The sequence below is a fragment of the Stenotrophomonas sp. KH_036_B genome (assembly GCF_057839485.1).
The window spans coordinates 2,328,555-2,345,243 of sequence record NZ_CM174491.1; the positions used below are offsets into that span (position 1 = coordinate 2,328,555).

General features: G+C 70.9%; 15 protein-coding genes. 11 read left to right on the forward strand and 4 right to left on the reverse strand.

Annotated features, from left to right (window positions below):
• Positions 1–110: 110 nt before the first annotated feature.
• The 11 genes from AC3ITN_RS10470 (at position 111) to AC3ITN_RS10520 (ending at position 9,667) form a co-directional block, all read left to right on the forward strand.
• Complete coding sequence (locus tag AC3ITN_RS10470; protein WP_489390430.1) at positions 111–1,307, forward strand: molybdopterin molybdotransferase MoeA; 1,197 nt, start codon at positions 111–113, stop codon at positions 1,305–1,307.
• Between the two features lies 1 nt (position 1,308).
• On the forward strand, positions 1,309–2,334 hold the full coding sequence (gene moaA, locus AC3ITN_RS10475) for a GTP 3',8-cyclase MoaA (RefSeq protein WP_489390431.1): 1,026 nt from the start codon (positions 1,309–1,311) through the stop codon (positions 2,332–2,334).
• A complete protein-coding gene (moaC, locus tag AC3ITN_RS10480) occupies positions 2,334–2,822 on the forward strand; it encodes a cyclic pyranopterin monophosphate synthase MoaC (protein ID WP_489390432.1) in 489 nt (162 codons plus the stop codon). The genes moaA and moaC overlap by 1 nt, the downstream gene beginning before the upstream one ends.
• Positions 2,819–3,409, forward strand: coding sequence for a molybdenum cofactor guanylyltransferase (gene mobA, locus AC3ITN_RS10485; protein ID WP_489390433.1), 591 nt, complete (start codon positions 2,819–2,821; stop codon positions 3,407–3,409). Before moaC ends, mobA begins: the two co-directional genes overlap by 4 nt.
• Entirely contained in the window at positions 3,409–3,651 is a 243-nt protein-coding gene (locus tag AC3ITN_RS10490) for a MoaD/ThiS family protein (protein WP_489390434.1), read from the forward strand. Before mobA ends, AC3ITN_RS10490 begins: the two co-directional genes overlap by 1 nt.
• Positions 3,648–4,106, forward strand: a complete 459-nt coding sequence (locus AC3ITN_RS10495; RefSeq protein ID WP_313341299.1) for a molybdopterin synthase catalytic subunit — start codon at positions 3,648–3,650, stop codon at positions 4,104–4,106. The genes AC3ITN_RS10490 and AC3ITN_RS10495 overlap by 4 nt, the downstream gene beginning before the upstream one ends.
• Before the next feature lie 146 nt (positions 4,107–4,252).
• Positions 4,253–4,897: an aldehyde dehydrogenase iron-sulfur subunit PaoA gene (paoA, locus tag AC3ITN_RS10500; RefSeq protein WP_313341296.1), complete on the forward strand. Its 645-nt coding sequence runs from the start codon at positions 4,253–4,255 to the stop codon at positions 4,895–4,897.
• Entirely contained in the window at positions 4,894–5,844 is a 951-nt protein-coding gene (locus AC3ITN_RS10505; RefSeq protein WP_313341293.1) for an FAD binding domain-containing protein, read from the forward strand. Before paoA ends, AC3ITN_RS10505 begins: the two co-directional genes overlap by 4 nt.
• Positions 5,845–5,847: 3 nt before the next feature.
• Complete coding sequence (gene paoC / locus AC3ITN_RS10510; protein WP_489390435.1) at positions 5,848–8,046, forward strand: aldehyde oxidoreductase molybdenum-binding subunit PaoC; 2,199 nt, start codon at positions 5,848–5,850, stop codon at positions 8,044–8,046.
• Positions 8,043–9,062, forward strand: coding sequence for an XdhC family protein (locus AC3ITN_RS10515; protein ID WP_489390436.1), 1,020 nt, complete (start codon positions 8,043–8,045; stop codon positions 9,060–9,062). The genes paoC and AC3ITN_RS10515 overlap by 4 nt, the downstream gene beginning before the upstream one ends.
• Positions 9,059–9,667, forward strand: a complete 609-nt coding sequence (locus tag AC3ITN_RS10520; protein WP_489390437.1) for a nucleotidyltransferase family protein — start codon at positions 9,059–9,061, stop codon at positions 9,665–9,667. Before AC3ITN_RS10515 ends, AC3ITN_RS10520 begins: the two co-directional genes overlap by 4 nt.
• Positions 9,668–9,677: 10 nt before the next feature.
• Here AC3ITN_RS10520 and AC3ITN_RS10525 read toward each other — a convergent pair whose 3' ends face one another.
• From AC3ITN_RS10525 to AC3ITN_RS10540, 4 genes are all read right to left on the reverse strand, one after another.
• On the reverse strand, positions 9,678–10,358 hold the full coding sequence (locus tag AC3ITN_RS10525; protein WP_489390438.1) for an ATP-binding cassette domain-containing protein: 681 nt from the start codon (positions 10,356–10,358) through the stop codon (positions 9,678–9,680).
• Entirely contained in the window at positions 10,355–11,035 is a 681-nt protein-coding gene (gene modB, locus AC3ITN_RS10530; protein ID WP_313341278.1) for a molybdate ABC transporter permease subunit, read from the reverse strand. Before modB ends, AC3ITN_RS10525 begins: the two co-directional genes overlap by 4 nt.
• A complete protein-coding gene (modA, locus tag AC3ITN_RS10535; RefSeq protein ID WP_489390439.1) occupies positions 11,036–11,794 on the reverse strand; it encodes a molybdate ABC transporter substrate-binding protein in 759 nt (252 codons plus the stop codon).
• Positions 11,795–11,895: 101 nt separating this feature from the next.
• Positions 11,896–16,689, reverse strand: coding sequence for an ATP-dependent helicase (locus AC3ITN_RS10540; RefSeq protein WP_489390440.1), 4,794 nt, complete (start codon positions 16,687–16,689; stop codon positions 11,896–11,898).

Sequence of the window (16,689 nt, forward strand, 5' to 3'; positions counted from 1 at the left end):
ATGCCAGCCCCACTCAGATCGAGTCTTGCCGTGCCCGTGATGTTCCCTCGCCTGCCGTCGTTTTCCCCGCAGCTGCGCGCCTGCAACGGCGCCCCGAAAAGGGGTGTGCGATGCGGCCGCTGATCAGCGTCGATGCGGCCGCGGCGGCGATCCAGGCCACCACGGTGGCCGCTGCCACCGAGCAGGTGGCCCTGCACGACGCGGTCGGGCGCGTCCTCGCGCAACCCGTGCTGGCCGAAGGTCCCCAGCCGCCGTTCGACCGGGTGATGATGGATGGCGTGGCCACGCAGTGGCAGCCGGTAATGCCCGCCCTGCTGCGGGTGGCCGGGATGCAGATGGCCGGCATGCAGGGCGGCGCGCTCACCGACCCGGGCACCTGCATCGAGATCGCCACCGGCGCCGTACTGCCCGACGGCTGCGACTGCATCCTTCCCATCGAACACCTGCGCCGTACGCCGGACGGCTACGCGCTGAAGGAAACGGCGACGCCTGCCCCGGGCCAGTTCATCCACCGCCGCGGCAGCGACTGCGCTGCCGGCAGCCCCGTGCTGGCGCCGGGCGTACGCATCGGTGCGCCACAGATGGCCTTGCTGGCGGCCAATGGCGTAGCCCACGTAACGGTGGCGCGGCGACCGGCCGTGGCCATTGTCGCCACCGGCGATGAGCTGGTGGACGTGGACGCAACGCTGCCGCCGGGGCGCATCCGCCGCTCCAACGACCTGGCGCTGATGGCGGCACTGCAGACGGCCGGACTGGGCCAGGCCAGCCTGCACCACCTGGCCGACGAGCCGACCGTGCTCGCGGCGGCGCTCGCGACGCTGCTGGCGTCGCACGACACGCTGGTGCTGTCCGGGGGCGTCTCGATGGGCCAACGCGATTACCTGCCCGATGCACTCCAGGCACTGGGTGTGTGCTGCCAGTTCCACGGCATCGCGCAGCGTCCGGGCAAGCCGATGTGGTTTGGTGTCGGGCCGGCGGGCCAGCGTGTATTCGCGCTGCCCGGCAATCCGGTGTCGTCGCTGGTCTGCCTGGTCCGCTACGTGCGGCCCGCGCTGCTGGCCGGCATGGGCCTCGCGGCCGAGCCGCCTGAGCAGCTGCCACTGGCCAGCGCCCTGCCCGCCTTCCCGCTCGCACAGTTCATACCGGTGCGACTCGGCCGTGACGCGCATGGCAACGCCGTTGCCGAGCCGGTCGGGTCACGCAACTCCGGCGACTTCACCGCCCTGGCCGGCACCGCCGGCGTGGTCGAACTGGCCGCCGGCGCCGGCGCCGACGCGGGGCAGCGCCTGCCGCTGCATCGGTGGTGACATGAACGCACCGACGCCCGTGCTGGACCGCCGCGGCCGACCGCTGCGCGACCTGCGCATTTCGGTCATGGACCGCTGCAACTTCCGCTGCACGTACTGCATGCCCGCCGCCACCTACGGCGACGACTACGCGTTCCTCAGCAATGCCCAGCGGCTGGACTTCGACGAGATCGAACGGGTCTGCCGCCAGGCCGCGCCGCTGGGGGTGAGCAAGCTGCGCCTGACCGGTGGCGAGCCGCTGCTGCGCCCCGGCCTGCCGGACCTGGTACGGCGGCTGCGTGCCATCGATGGCATCGACGACATCGCGCTGACCACCAACGGCGTGCTGCTGGACCGCCAGGCCAGTGCGCTGGCCGACGCCGGACTGGACCGCGTCACGGTCAGCCTGGATACGCTCGACCCCGCCTTGTTCCGCACGCTCAGTGGTGGCCGCGGCGAGGTCGACGCGGTGCTGCGCGGCATCGAGGTGGCCCGCCACGCCGGCTTCCGCGACGGGGTCAAGGTGAACGCGGTGGTGCAGCGCGACCTCAACGATGCCGGTGCGCTGGACCTGGTCGACCACTTCCGCGGCACCGGCGTGGTGCTGCGCTTCATCGAATTCATGGACGTGGGCAACCGCAATGCCTGGTCCGCCGGCGCGGTGGTGCCTTCCGCCGAACTGCAGGCGCGCATCCACGCACGCTGGCCACTGCTGGCCCTGCCGCCGCGCCACCCGGGCGAGGTGGCCACGCGTTACCGCTTCCTGGATGGCGGCGGTGAGCTCGGGCTGATCTCCTCGATTTCCAAACCGTTCTGCGGCGACTGCACGCGCGCGCGCCTGTCCTCGGAAGGGCTGCTGTACACGTGCCTGTTCGCCACCCAGGGCACCGACCTGCGCGGGCTGCTGCGCGCCGGCCAGGACGACACCGCCCTGCGTGCGGTCCTGGCCGGCGTGTGGTCCGCGCGCAACGACCGCTACAGCGAACTGCGCGGCAGACCGGCCACCCCGCCGGGCCGCCGCATCGAAATGCACTACATAGGTGGATGATGGAACCCAACCCTTCCCTGCTCTCGCACCTGGATGCCGACGCCCGGCCACGCATGGTGAACGTGGGCGGCAAGACCGCCAGCGACCGTGTCGCCCACGCACAGGCCCGCGTTCGTTTTCCGCCCGAGGTGGCGGCCCAGCTGCGCGAGGCCGGGTTCGTGCTGCCGAAGGGCGCGGTGCTGACGGTGGCGCACATCGCCGGGGTGATGGGCGCCAAGGCCACGTCCCAGCTCATTCCGCTGTGCCATCCGCTGGCCCTGCAGCGCTGCGACATCGCCATCGCGATGGACGGCGACAGCGCCGTCATCGACTGCACCGTAGCCTGCCACGGCGTCACCGGGGTGGAGATGGAGGCATTGACCGGCGCCAGCGTCGCGGCGTTGACGCTCTACGACATGTGCAAGGCACTCTCGCACGCCATCGTGATCGAGCAGGTGCGGCTGGTGTCCAAGCGCGGTGGCAAATCCGACCTGGCGCCGCCGGCATGAGTGCACCGCTCTCTGCCCTGCTGCTCAGTGGCGGCGCCAGCCGGCGCATGCAGGCCGACAAGGCGCTGCTGGACTACGGCGGCCGGCCGCAGCTGCTGCGCGCGTGGGAACTGTTGCAGCACGTCGGCGTTGCCCACGCCCACGTGTCGATCAATCCCGGCCAGCAGGGCGACGCACTGCGTGCCGGCCTGCCTACCCTGGCCGATACGGTGCCCAGCGTAGGGCCGGTTGCGGGCATCGTGACCGCGCAGCAGGCGTTCCCCGCCCACGCATGGCTGGTGCTCGCCTGCGACCTGCCGCTGCTGGACGCAGCCACGCTGCAATCGCTCCTCGATGCACGCGATCCGGATCGGGATGCCACGGCCTTCAGCAGCCGCCACGACGGCCTGCCCGAACCCCTCTGTGCCATCTGGGAACCCAGCACCGCCCCCCTGCTTCGGCAGCGGCTGGCGTCCGGCCACCATTGCCCGCGCAAGGCGCTGCTGCAGTTGCAGATCCACACACTGCCCGCGCCGGGCAACACGCTGGACAACGTCAACACCCCGGACGAGCTGCTGCAGGCACGCCGGCAACTGGAGCTGCGCTGATGCCCCGCGTCGAACTTGCCTATTTCGCATTGCTGCGCGAACAGGCCCACACCGATTCCGAACGCCTCGATACCGATGCAACCTCGCTGACCGCGCTGTACGGGCAATTGCAGGACCGGCACGGTTTCACCCTGCCCGCCTCGGTGCTCAGGGTGGCGGTGAACGACCGCTTCTGCAGCTGGGACCAGCCCCTGCACGACGGTGACAGCGTGGTGTTCATTCCACCGGTCAACGGCGGATGAGCGGGTTCTCGGTGAGCGCGGTTGCGCTGGACGTACCGGCGCTGCGGGCGGCGCTGCAGAATCCCGCCCACGGCGGCTTCTGCGCCTTCGAAGGCTGGGTGCGCAACCGCAACGACGGCCGCCAGGTGGACGGCCTGGAGTATGAGGTCTACACCACGCTGGCGGAGGTCGAAGGCGCCGCGATCCTGGCCGAAGCGCGCGCGCGGTTTGGCGACATCGACGCGGTCGGTGTGCACCGCAGCGGCACGCTCGCGGTGGGTGAACTGGCCGTCTGGGTCGGTGTGTCGTCTCCGCATCGCGATGCCGCGTTTGGCGCGTGCCGCTACATCATCGATGCCTTCAAGCACCGGCTGCCGGTGTGGAAGAAGGAACGCTACGTGGAGGGCGATTCGGAATGGGTGGTCTGCTCGCATGGCAGCGCACCCCATTCACATGACCGCGCCGATGCGCGCTGACCCGCCCATGCCCCACCCGCTTCACCGTGCGCCGACCGCGCCTCGGCCATCCTGTTTCCCTCGGCACGCCGTTGGCGCTGCCGTTCCTGATCCCGTGAGTCCTGATCCCGTGAGCCAGGCCTTTGCAGCCAACGAGGAGCAAGCCGATGAGTACCCCTCCGCACCTTTCCCTTTCACGACGCGACCTGCTCAAGCTCGGCGCCGGCTCGGCCACCAGCATGGTGCTGCCTGCCGTGGTCGCTGACGCACAGGGCAACCCGGCCGGTGCGCGCGCCCCGGTCCTCGCGGACGTGGCGTTCCAGGTCAATGGCAAGGCGCGTACGCTGCAGCTCGACACGCGGGTGACCCTGCTCGACGCGCTGCGCGAGCACCTGCACCTCACCGGCACCAAGAAGGGCTGCGACCACGGCCAGTGCGGTGCGTGCACGGTGCTGGTGGATGGCCGCCGCATCAACGCCTGCCTCACCCTGGCGGTGATGCACCAGGGCGCGAAGATCACCACCATCGAGGGCCTCGGGTCGCCGGACGCGCTGCACCCGATGCAGGCCGCGTTCGTCAAGCACGACGGCTACCAGTGCGGCTACTGCACGCCCGGGCAGATCTGTTCGGCGGTGGCGGTACTGCAGGAGGTGCGCGACAACATCCCCAGCCATGTGACCGGCGACCTCGACCAACGCGCGACGCTCTCCGTCGAGGAGATCCGCGAACGCATGAGCGGCAATCTGTGTCGCTGTGGCGCCTACTCCAACATCGTGGACGCGATCGAAGACGTGGGGGGAACGCGCGCATGAGAGCCTTCACCTACGAACGCGCCACCAGCCCGGCCCAGGCTGCCGCCGCCGCCGCCCGCACGCAGGGCGCACGCTTCATTGCCGGCGGCACCAACCTGCTTGACCTGATGAAGCTGGAGATCGAGACGCCGGCACACCTCATCGATGTCAACGGGCTGTCCCTGGACACCATCGAGGCCACCGACGCCGGGGGCCTGCGCATCGGCGCGCTGGTCCGCAACACCGACCTGGCGGCGGACCGGCGCATTCGCCGCGACTACGCACTGCTTACCCGTGCGCTGGTGGCCGGTGCGTCCGGCCAGCTGCGCAACAAGGCCACCACGGCCGGCAACCTGCTGCAGCGCACGCGCTGCCCGTACTTCTACGACACCGCGCAGCCCTGCAACAAGCGGCTGCCAGGCAGCGGCTGTGGGGCCATCGGTGGCGTCAGCCGGCAGCTGGCGGTGGTCGCGACCAGCCCGGCATGCATCGCCACGCACCCCAGCGACATGGCGGTGGCGATGATGGCACTGGATGCGGTGGTGGAAACCATCCGGCCGGACGGCAGTGGCCGCCGCATCCCGCTGAACGAGCTGTACCGCGCGCCGGGGACCACGCCGCACATTGAAACCGTGCTGGACAAGGGCGAACTGATCGCCGCCGCCCACCTGCCCGCGCCGCTGGGCGGCACCCACATCTACCGCAAGGTGCGCGACCGCGCGTCGTATGCGTTCGCGCTGGTGTCGGTGGCGGCGGTCGTGCAGCGCGACGGCAGCGGCCGGGTCGCACTGGGCGGCGTGGCGTACAAACCGTGGCGCACGCCGGAGGCCGATGCGCTGCTGCCGCAGGGTGCCGCGGCCGTGATGGCCAAACTGCTGGAGGGTGCCGCACCCTCGTCACAGAACGCCTTCAAGGTGCAGCTGGCCGAACGCACGCTCGCCGCCGTCCTCCAGGAAGCGAAGGGGTAAGCCATGAAATTCGACACACCCGCCGGCACCAACCCCATCGACCAGCTGAAGGTGGTGGGGCAGCCGCTGGACCGCATCGACGGTCCACTCAAGACCACCGGCCATGCGCCCTATGCGTATGAGCGCCACGATGCCATCGCCGCACCCGCGTATGGGTATGTGGTGACCGCCGGCATTGCCAAGGGCCGGGTCACCGCGATGGAGCTCGATGCCGCGCGCCGCTCACCCGGCGTGCTGGCGATCGTCACCGCCGACAACGCCGGTCCGCTGCAGACGTCCAAACGCAACACCGCCGCCCTGCTCGGTGGGCCCGAGATCGCCCACTACCACCAGGCGCTGGCGCTGGTGGTGGCCGAGACTTTCGAACAGGCACGCGCCGCAGCCGGGCTGGTCAAGCTGCGCTACGCCACGCAGAAGGGCGCCTACGATCTGGCGGCGGCAAAGAAAGCAGGCACCCATTTCCAGAAGACCGACCCCGACGCGCGGGTGGGTGATTTCGAGAAGGCGTTCGGCAACGCGCCCGTCACCCTGGATGCGACCTACCACACGCCCGACCAGTCGCACGCCATGATGGAGCCGCACGCCACCCTTGCGGCGTGGGAAGGCGAAAAGCTCACGGTGTGGACCTCCAACCAGATGATCGACTGGGGCAGGACCGACCTGGCCAAGACCCTGGGCCTGCCCAAGGACAACGTACGGCTGATCTCGCCGTTTATCGGCGGCGGGTTCGGCGGCAAGCTGTTCGTGCGCTCGGACGTGGTGCTGGCCGCGCTCGGCGCGCGTGCCGCCAAGCGTCCGGTCAAGGTCGCGCTGTCGCGCCCGCAGATCGCCAACAACACCACCCACCGTCCCGCCACGCTGCAGCGCATCCGCCTGGGCGCCACGGCCGAAGGCACCCTCACGGCCATCGGGCATGAGTCCTGGTCGGGCAACCTGCCCGGCGGTTCGCCCGAGGAAGCCGTGCAGCAGACCAAGCTGCTCTACGCCGGCGCCAACCGCCTGGCCGGCCTGCGCCTGGCGCACCTGGACCTGCCCGAGGGCAATGCCATGCGCGCACCCGGCGAGACGCCGGGGTTGATGGCGCTGGAGATCGCGATGGATGAAATGGCCGACAAGCTCGGCCTGGACCCGATCGAATTCCGCATCCGCAATGACACCCAGGTCGACCCGGCCAACCCGCAGCGGCCCTTCTCCAAGCGCCAGCTGGTGCAGTGCCTGCGCACCGGTGCCGAACGCTTCGGCTGGGACAGGCGCAACGCGCGCCCGGGCATGCAGCGCGACGGACGCTGGCTGGTCGGCATGGGCGTGGCGGCGGGCTTCCGCAACAACCTGGTGATGACGTCCGGCGCGCGCGTGCGGCTCGACGCCAAGGGCCAGGTGACGGTGGAGACCGACATGACCGACATCGGCACCGGCAGCTATACCATCCTCGGCCAGACCGCGGCGGAGATGCTCGGCGTGCCGCTGCAGCAGGTCACGGTGAAGCTCGGCGATTCCAGCTTCCCTGCGTCGGCCGGTTCCGGTGGGCAGTGGGGTGCGAACAGTTCAACGGCGGGCGTGTTCGCCGCCTGCACCAAGCTGCGCGACGCGGTGGCGGCCAGGCTCGGGGTCGACCCGGCCACGGCCACGTTCGCCAACGGCACGGTCAGCGACGCTGGCAGGACCTTCGCGCTGGGCAAGGCGGCCGCGCAGGGCGACCTGGTGGTGGAAGACACCATCGAATTCGCCGAACTGGAAGAGAAATTCCAGCAGTCCACCTTCGCTGCCCACTTCGTCGAAGTCGGCGTGGACGTCGCCACCGGCGAAAGCCGGATCCGGCGCATGCTCGCGGTGTGCGCGGCGGGCCGCATCCTCAACCCGAAGACGGCACGCAGCCAGGTGATCGGTGCGATGACCATGGGGGTAGGCGCGGCATTGTCCGAAGAGCTCGCGGTGGACACCCGGCTGGGCTTCTTCGTCAACCACGACCTGGCAGGTTACGAGGTGCCGGTGCACGCCGACATTCCGCACCAGGAGGTGGTGTTCCTGGACGAGACCGATCCCGTGTCCTCGCCGATGAAGGCCAAGGGGGTGGGCGAACTCGGGCTGTGCGGGGTCAGCGCGGCGGTGGCCAATGCGATCTACAACGCCACCGGCACCCGCGTCCGCGAGTACCCCATCACGCTGGACAAGCTGTTGGCCGGGCTGCCTGCGCTGGGATGAGTGCAGGCCGGTCCATCGCTCCGCTGGACGTGGAGGACGGCAACCCCGCCCAGGTGCTGCACGCGGCCGCGGACGCCCTGCGTGATGGGCGGCGCGCGGCGCTGGCCATCGTGCTGGAAACGGACGGCTCGACGTACACGCGCGCGGGCACCCTGGTGCTGTTCGCCGAGACCGGCCATGTAGGCTGGCTGAGCGGAGGGTGCCTGGAGCCGGAGCTTGAGCGCCGCGCGATGCAGGCCGTCGACGAGGGCGTGCTGACCTGGATGGAGATCGACACCCGCGACGACGATGCACTGTTCGCCGGCAATGCGGTCGGGTGCCGTGGCCGCCAGCGCGTGGTGCTCGTGCCGCTGCCAGCGTTGGCCGCCCTGGCACCGCTGCTGTCGGCATGGTTGCAGGGGGATCACACACTCTCGCTGGCACTGCATGCGGAGGGACCGCTCGAATGGCGCTGTGGCGACGCACACCTCGCGGTTGCCCTGCCCAGCCTTCCCCTCGCGTGGGACGCCGACCGCACGCACTGGCAGCTCCAGTGGCGGCGCGCACCCCGCGTGCTGATCTTCGGCGCGGGCCCGGAGGCGGTACCGTTGCTGCCGTTGCTGGCGGGGCTGGGCTGGCGCGTGGAGCTCCGCGAGCCGCGTGACGCGTGGCGGAGCCGCGTGGTGGGCGTCGCGTCACCCGACCCGCGGTCGGACGCTACCGGCGCCAACGTGGCGCACGCCGGCATGGAGCGCTTCGATGCGGCCCTGGTGATGCACCACAACTTCGAACTGGATCGGGAGGCGCTGGAGCATCTTGCCGCCTCGACCATTGCCTTCATCGGCCTGCTGGGTCCCGAGCGCCGTCGGGAGGACCTGTTCAAGCTGCTGCGCGCCGAGTTGCGCGCGGCCCTGCTGCCGCGACTGCGGTCGCCGATCGGCCTGCCACTCGGCGGTCGCGGACCCGAGGCGATCGCACTGAGCATCGCGGCGCAGTTGCAGGCGTGGCGCCACGGCATCACGGCGGAGCACCCGTGAGCGACACCCGTGGCGCGCATGCCGTCGTGGTGCTCGCCGCCGGCGCGAGCACGCGGCTGGGCCAGCCCAAGCAACTGCTGCGGCGGGACGCTGAAACGATGCTTCATCGCGTGGTGCGCCTGGCCGAGGGCACCGCACCCAACGTGGTGGTGGTGGTGCTGCCGCCCGCCTCCGCCGTCTTCGCCGAGGCACTGGTGGGCCTGGACTACGCAACCGCGATCAATCCCGATCCCCGGCGCGGCATGGCAAGCAGCCTGCAGGCCGCCTCACCGTGGGTGCATGCTCAAGCACGGGTGCTGGTACTCGGCTGCGATCAACCCGCACTGGAGGCCGCGCATCTGCATGCCCTGCTGACCGCCGCGCGGCACGCCGCGTCCGGCTGCGCGGCGACCGCGCTGGAGGGCACGCTGGGCGTTCCTGCAGTGGTGCCCGGCCACTGGTTCGCGGATCCCGCTGCCGGTACGGCGGACAGCGGCTTCCGTGCGCGCCTGCGCGCCCTCGCCAAGGCGACAGTCGGTGTCGTGGAGGCGCCGGGCCTTGCGCTGGACATCGACACCCCCGACGACCTGCGCACAGCCCGCAGGCTGGGCCTGATCGACCCCTGAGCCACGCGCCTCAACCCGGCGCGGCGTCCACATTGCGGCCGTCGCGCAGGTGCAGCACCGCGCCACCGAACACCTCCACATCGGCGGGGTCATGGGTGATCAATACCACCGGGATGCCCAGCGCGTCGAGCAGCCGCTCCAGTCCGAGGCGGGTCGCCTGGCGGCTGGCATGGTCGAGGGCAGCGAACGGCTCATCCAGCAGCAAGGCGCGCGGCTGCGCCACCAGTGCACGGGCCACGGCGGTGCGCTGGCGCTGGCCGCCCGAGATGTCGCGCGGGTACTGGTCGGCCACGTGACCAAGCTGGAGCTGGTCCAGCCACTGCTCGACCGCCGGCAGGCGCCCGCGCGCACGCGGATTGAACAGGCCCGTGGCCAACGGAAAGGCGACGTTCTGGCGCACGGTGAGGTGCGGAAACAGGGCGTAGTCCTGGAACACATACCCCAGCCGCCGCGCCTGCGGTGACAGGTTGATGCCCTGCGCGGCATCGAACAGCGGCGTGCCGTCCACGCGTATCCAGCCGCGGTCCGGGCGAAGTAGCCCGGCGATGGCCTTGAGGGTCAGGCTCTTGCCCGCGCCGGATTCGCCGAAGATCACCACGCGGCGCTGCGTGGTCTGCAGCGCCACGTCCAGATCGAAGCGCCGGCCCGGCGAGACCAGGTGGCGCTGGATGCACAGGTCGACGCTGCTCATCGGCGCGGACTCCCTTCGCGCGGACCGGCGGCGAAGTGACCGGCGAGCAGCAGCGCGGCCATGCAGATCACCGAGGTCACCACCACCAGGAACAGGGCGCGGTCGTCCTGTCCGGCCTGCACCGCTTCCCATACGGCGATGGACAGGGTCTGGGTCTTGCCTGGAATGCTGCCGGCCACCATCAGGGTGGCCCCGAACTCGCCCATCGAACGGGCGAACGCCAGCAGTACCCCGGGCAGGATGCCGCGCCACGCCAACGGCAGCGTCACCCTCAGGAACAGGCTCGACTCGCGCGCGCCCAGCACGCGGGCGGCCTGCTCCAGCTGTGTATCCACGCCTTCGAACGCCGCGCGTGCCGGCTTGAACACCAGGGGGAACGACACGATGGCCGCAGCCAGCACCGCGCCCTGCCAGGTGAAGATGAGCTGGATGCCCAGCGTACTGTCGAGCCAGTGGCCGATGGGCCCGTTGCGCCCGACCAGAACCAGCAGGTAATAGCCCAGCACCGTGGGGGGCATCACCATCGGCAGGGTGAGCAGCGTATCCAGCGTCTCGCGACCCGGAAAGCGCCAGCGGGCGAACGCCGCGCCCAGCCCCACGCCCACGAACAGGTTGATCAGCGTCGCGCAGCCGGCGACCTTCAGCGACAGCAGGACCGCCGTCCAGTCCATCCCCATCTAGGGCGTTTCCACTCCGCTGAAGCCGTACCGGCGCAGGATGGCCTGTGCCGCCGATGCGCGCACGTAGGAAATGAACGCGCTGGCCTCCGCCGCGTTGGCACTGCGCGCCACCGGTGCGATCGGGTAGTCGATCGGCTGCGTCAGCGGCACACGGAACGCGGTGCGCACGCGTTGCTTCAGCGTGCTGGCATCGCTGCCGTAGACGAAACCGGCATCCACTTCGCCACGCGCGACGTAGTCCAGGGCCTGGCGCACGTTCTGGGTGGTGATCAACTTGGGCGACAGCGCCGTCCACAGCGTGGCCGCGTCCAGCGCCGACTTCGCATAGCGGCCGGCCGGCACCGTCTGCGGGTTGCCGATGGCAATCCGCTTCACGGTCGCGCCCGTGAGGTCCTGCATGTTCTTCGGCGGTGCCGACGCCGCAGGCGGCACCACCACGACCAGCGTGTTTCGAGCGAACACATGGCGCTGCGCAGGATCGATCAGCCCCGCCTTGGCCGCCTCGTCCATGGTGAACGCATCGGCCGAGGCGAACACGTCCACCGGCGCACCGTTGCGGATCTGCTGCAGCAACACCCCGGACGCGGCGGTGTTGAGGTGCACCGTGGTACCGGGGTGTTCGCGTTCGTACGCCGTGGTGATCTCACCGAACGCATCCACCAGGCTCGCCGCCGCCGACACCGTCAGTTCCCCTGCGCGTGCGCTGCCCATTCCCAGCACCAGTGCCACGCCCATTGCCAGACTGATACCGTGCATGCATTTTCCTCTTGTCGTCATGGTGAACTGCCGCCGCGCTGCGGGCCGGCATGCCGTGGAGTGTGGAAGCATGCCCATCGACAGGGCGTGATGCGCGGCACTCAGCCGTTCCAGTCCAGGCCTTTCGGCGCGCTGGAGAACCCGGCCGCGCGCAGCGCGTCGGTGAGTGCATCGCGCTTCACCGGCGCGTCGTCAATCAGCTCCAGCGTGAACGAGAGCCGCCGGCCGCGTCGCAGTGCGATGCCCAGCGCCTGCGCCGCCGCAGCGAGGGTCTGTTCCGCCGCCGGGGCCGCAGGATCCAGCCACGTCAGCAACTGCCGGCCCCCCTGCGCCAGGTACATGCGCAGCCGCCCACCACCGATGACGACCAGCGCGCCCGCGCGGCGCACCGGCCGCAGCGTGGCGCGATGCACCGGCCACGGCAGCACCGGACCAAACGCATTGGCCGGATCCACCGCCGACAGCGCCACCGTCACGCCACGGTCGGCCGCGTCCTGTGCCTCGGCCACCTCCCGCAGCGCATCGACCAGCCCGCGTTCGGCGAACTGCGCGCCGCCCAGGCCCTCCACGAAGCGTCCCCGCAGGACACGGCCGGCGTCCTCCATGCCGCGATACACCTGCACCAGTGCAGGGAATCCGCCGGCAATACCTTCGGCGATGGCCGCGCCCCGCGTCACGATACCGTGGCGCTCCAGCAGGCCTTCGGCGAGCGCTACGGCGCGCACCGTGTCGCTGGCCGGTACGCGCTGCAGCAGCGACCAGCGCCCCGCCAGGGTGCCGGTGTCGAGCGTGGTGGCCATGGCGGGCAGCCCGCCGCCGGCACCGAGCGGGTCCATCATCGCCCTGCCCCGCGCATACCGGCCCTGCCGCGCCGAAGTGCTCACGCGCGGGCGCGCCGCTCGTGGCCCGGACAGGTGGCGCAGCGGCGTCCACAGGTCGGTGGTCACGAAACCGTCCCACGCCAGCGTCCACAACGCATCATGCAGCGCCTCCGCATCCACTGCGTCGGCGGTACCGGACCGGGCCAGCCGCGCCTGTACCGCCCCCATCAACTGGCGTGCGAAGAAGGCACCGCCATCGGCCAGCACCGCCAGGATCGCGTTCTGCAACGGCGACAGCGCTGGCGCTGGCAATGCCGACAACGTCTCACCGGACAGCGCCTGCACGTGCAGCGACACCACCCCATCGTCATCGCCGAGCCGCCCATGTCCGGCCCAGACCACCGCCCCGGTGGCGAGCAGCGCATCGAGCATGGCAGGCGCATAGTCGCCGACCCGCGCGGGCAGGATCTGGTGTTCCCATGCCGAGGCCGGCATCGGTACACCGGCCAACAGTTCGATCACGCGCAGCACGCCGTCGCTGCCTTCCAGCGCGCCCTGCGCGGGCACCGCGTCGGCGCGGGTGGCGACCGTGGCATCGGCGACCAGCCCCTGCCGCTCGAGCAGCAGCGTGGCATACGCTTCGCGGCTGGCCGGGCGGGTGGCCTCGCGTGCGGCCTGCAGCGAGCGCAGGCGCAGACGCTGGAACACTGCCTCCCCCACCCACTCGCGTCGCGCCAACGGGTTTGGATCGGGCGCCCCGGCGCCGAAATGACCGCTGAGCACTTTGCCCTGCGCGGCCAGGCGCTCCAGCGCGGCATCGGCCACGGCCACGCCCAGGCCCGCGTAACTGGCGGCGTCGGCCGTGGTGAATGGCGCATGGGTGCGTGCGAACCGGGCCAGCACCTCACCGAGCGGGTCTGCCCCTGCCTGCAGGAAGACCTCGGGCAGTCCGTCCGGCAGCACCACGCCCAGCGCATCGCGCAGGCGCGCGGCATCTTCCACCGCGGCCCAACTACTGCGTCCCGCCAGGGTCAGCGGGACGGCGCGGTGTTCGCGTTGCAGCGCCTGCAGGTGCATCGCCGCAGCGTCGCCGTCCGTGAGGCGTGCGCCCACGTCCGCCTCGCCCAGCGGCCCCAGCTCGCGCAGCAGATCGGCCACGCCTTCCTTGCCCGATGCACGCCGCTCTGGTGCCAGCCGCTGCAGTTCCAAACCGACCTGCTCCACCACCCCGGCATCCAGCAGCTCGCCCAGGTCGACCTGCCCCAGCAGGTCCCCGAGCAGACCGGCATCCAGCGACAGCACCGACGCGCGACGCTCGGCCAGCGGCACGTCGGTGCCGTACATGAACTCGGCCACATAGCCGAACAGCAGGTTCGCGGCGAAGGGCGACGGCACCTCGGTGGTGACCTCGGCGATCTCGACATTGCCCCTGGCCAGGCGCTGCATCAGCGTGTCCAGCGCATCGAGATCGTAGACATCCTGCAGGCACTCCCGGGCAGCCTCGATCAGGATCGGGAAGTCGGGGTAACGCTGCGCGATGGCCAGCAGTTCGGCCGCTCGCAGGCGCTGCTGCCACAGCGGTGAGCGACGCCCTGGCGTGCGCCGCGGCAGCAGCAACGCGCGCGCGGCGCACTCACGGAAGCGCGCGGCGAACAACGCCGAACCCCCCACCGCCTGGGTCACCTCGCGACGCAGCCGTTCCGGATCGAACAGGAACAGTTCGGCACCCGGCAGCCGCCCGGCGGAATCGGGAATGCGCACGATGATGCCGTCATCGCTGGCCACCACGGCCGGGTCCACGCCCCAGCGTTCCTGGATGCGCCCGGCCAAGGCCAGCGCCCAGGGATCGTGCACGCGCCGCCCGTAGGGCGAATGCAGCATCACCCGCCAATCGCCTGATTCGTCGCGGCAGCGTTCCACCACCAGCCGCCGGTCGGTGGGCAGCACGCCGGTCGCCTGGCGCTGCTCGTCGAGCAGGCCAACGATGTTGGAAATCGCGTTGGACTGCAGTCCCGACGCCTGCAACCGCGCCAGGTGCGCGGGCGCGATGTCGCCCGCCGCCGCGTCGGCATCCATCGCGGCCAGGAACGCGCCCACCGCCTCACCGAGTTCGGCCGGCCGACCCACGCCTTCGCCGCGCCAGAACGGCAACCGCGCCGAGCGTCCCGGCGCCGGCGTGACGACGACCTGGTCATGGGTGATCTGCTCGATCCGCCACGAGGTGGCGCCCAGGGTGATGACGTCGTTGACCCGCGACTCGTGCACCATCTCCTCGTCCAGCTCGCCCACCCGCCGCGAGCCGGCGCGTTCTTCGCCCTCTGGCAGCATCACGCTGTACATGCCACGGTCCGGAATGGTGCCGGCACTGGTCACCGCCAGCTGTTTCGCACCCGGCCGTGCGCTCAGTTGACCGGTCTGCCGGTTCCAGACCAGGCGCGGCCGGAACCCGGCGAAATCATCGGAGGGATAGCGCCCGGCCAGCATGTCCAGCGTCGCGTCGAAGGCACTGCGCGGCAGGCTGCGGTACGGCGCCGCGCGGCGCACGCAGGCGTACCACGCCTCGACGTCCAGCGGCTCCACGGACACGGCCGCCACGGTCTGCTGGGCCAACACGTCCAGCGGGTTGCGTGGCGGGTCCACGGCCTCGATCTGCCCGGCCAGCATGCGCTCGATCGCCACGGTGGCATCGATCAGGTCACGGCGGGTACGCGGGTAGACCAGGCCGGTGGACGTGCCACCCACCTGGTGGCTGGCGCGGCCGATCCGCTGCAGCGCGCTGGCCACCGAGGGCGGCGCGGCCACCTGGATGACCAGGTCCACCATGCCCATGTCGATGCCCAGCTCCAGGCTGGAGGTGGCCACCACGCAGCGCAGCGTGCCGTCCTTGAGCGACTGTTCGATATCGCGCCGCTGCTCCTTGGACACCGAGCCGTGGTGCGAGCGCGCGATCAGCGGCGGGCCACCGGCAGTGCGCGACGACGTGCCGCCGTTGGAGGACGCATATTGTTCCGGCGTGAGTGCGATGGGTGCCGTGCCTGCCTCACGCGCGATGCGTTCGGCGTACAGCTCGTTGAGGCGTGCGGTCAGCTTCTCGGCGACCCCGCGCGAGTTGGCGAACACGATGGTCGAGCGCCGCACCAGCACCTGGTCAAGGATGCTGGCTTCCACATGCGGCCAGATGGAGCCGACCCGACCGGGCAGCGCGTTCCCGCCCACCGGCCCCGCAGCGGGTGGCAGGTCGGCCATGTCCTCCACCGGCACCACGATGCGCACATCCAGTGCGCGCGGGCTGGCCGGATCGACCACCGTCACCGGCCGGTCGCCGCCGAGGAACGCGGCCACCTGCTCCACCGGTCGCACCGTGGCCGACAGCCCGATCCGCTGCGCGGGCGCGGACAGCAGCGCATCCAGCCGCTCCAGGCTGAGCGCCAGGTGGCTGCCGCGCTTGCCGCCCGCCACCGCGTGGATTTCATCGATGATCACCGTATCCACGTCACGCAGGGTGTCGCGCGCCTTCGAGGTCAGCATCAGGAACAGCGACTCGGGCGTGGTGATCAGGATGTCCGGCGGGCGGCGGACCATGCGGGCGCGCTCGGCCGGCGGGGTGTCGCCGGTCCGCACCGCGACGCTGAGCGCCACGCTCGGATCACCGCGGCGGGCGCGCTCGGCGTCCACACCCTGCAGCGGCACCTGCAGGTTGCGCTGGATATCCGCGCCGAGCGCCTTGATCGGCGAAATGTAGACCACGCGCGTGCGTGGCCTTGGCGCGGCACGCCGCTCGGCCGACGTCGCGTCGCTTTCCCGCTGGCGCACGCGGTAAAGCTGGTCGATGGCATGCAGGAAGGCGGCCAGGGTCTTGCCGGAGCCGGTGGGTGCGATGACCAGCGTATGCTGCCCGGCGCCGATGGCATTCCAGGCCTGCGCCTGTACGGGTGTCGGTGCCGGAAACGCCGACGCAAACCATTCGCGCGTGGCGGGTTGGAACGCGTGCAGGGCGTGTGGTGCGGAGGACTGCGTGCGGGGCATGGCGCCGAGGCGACGGAAGCGGGTCTCCACCATACCCCGGCCGGGCAT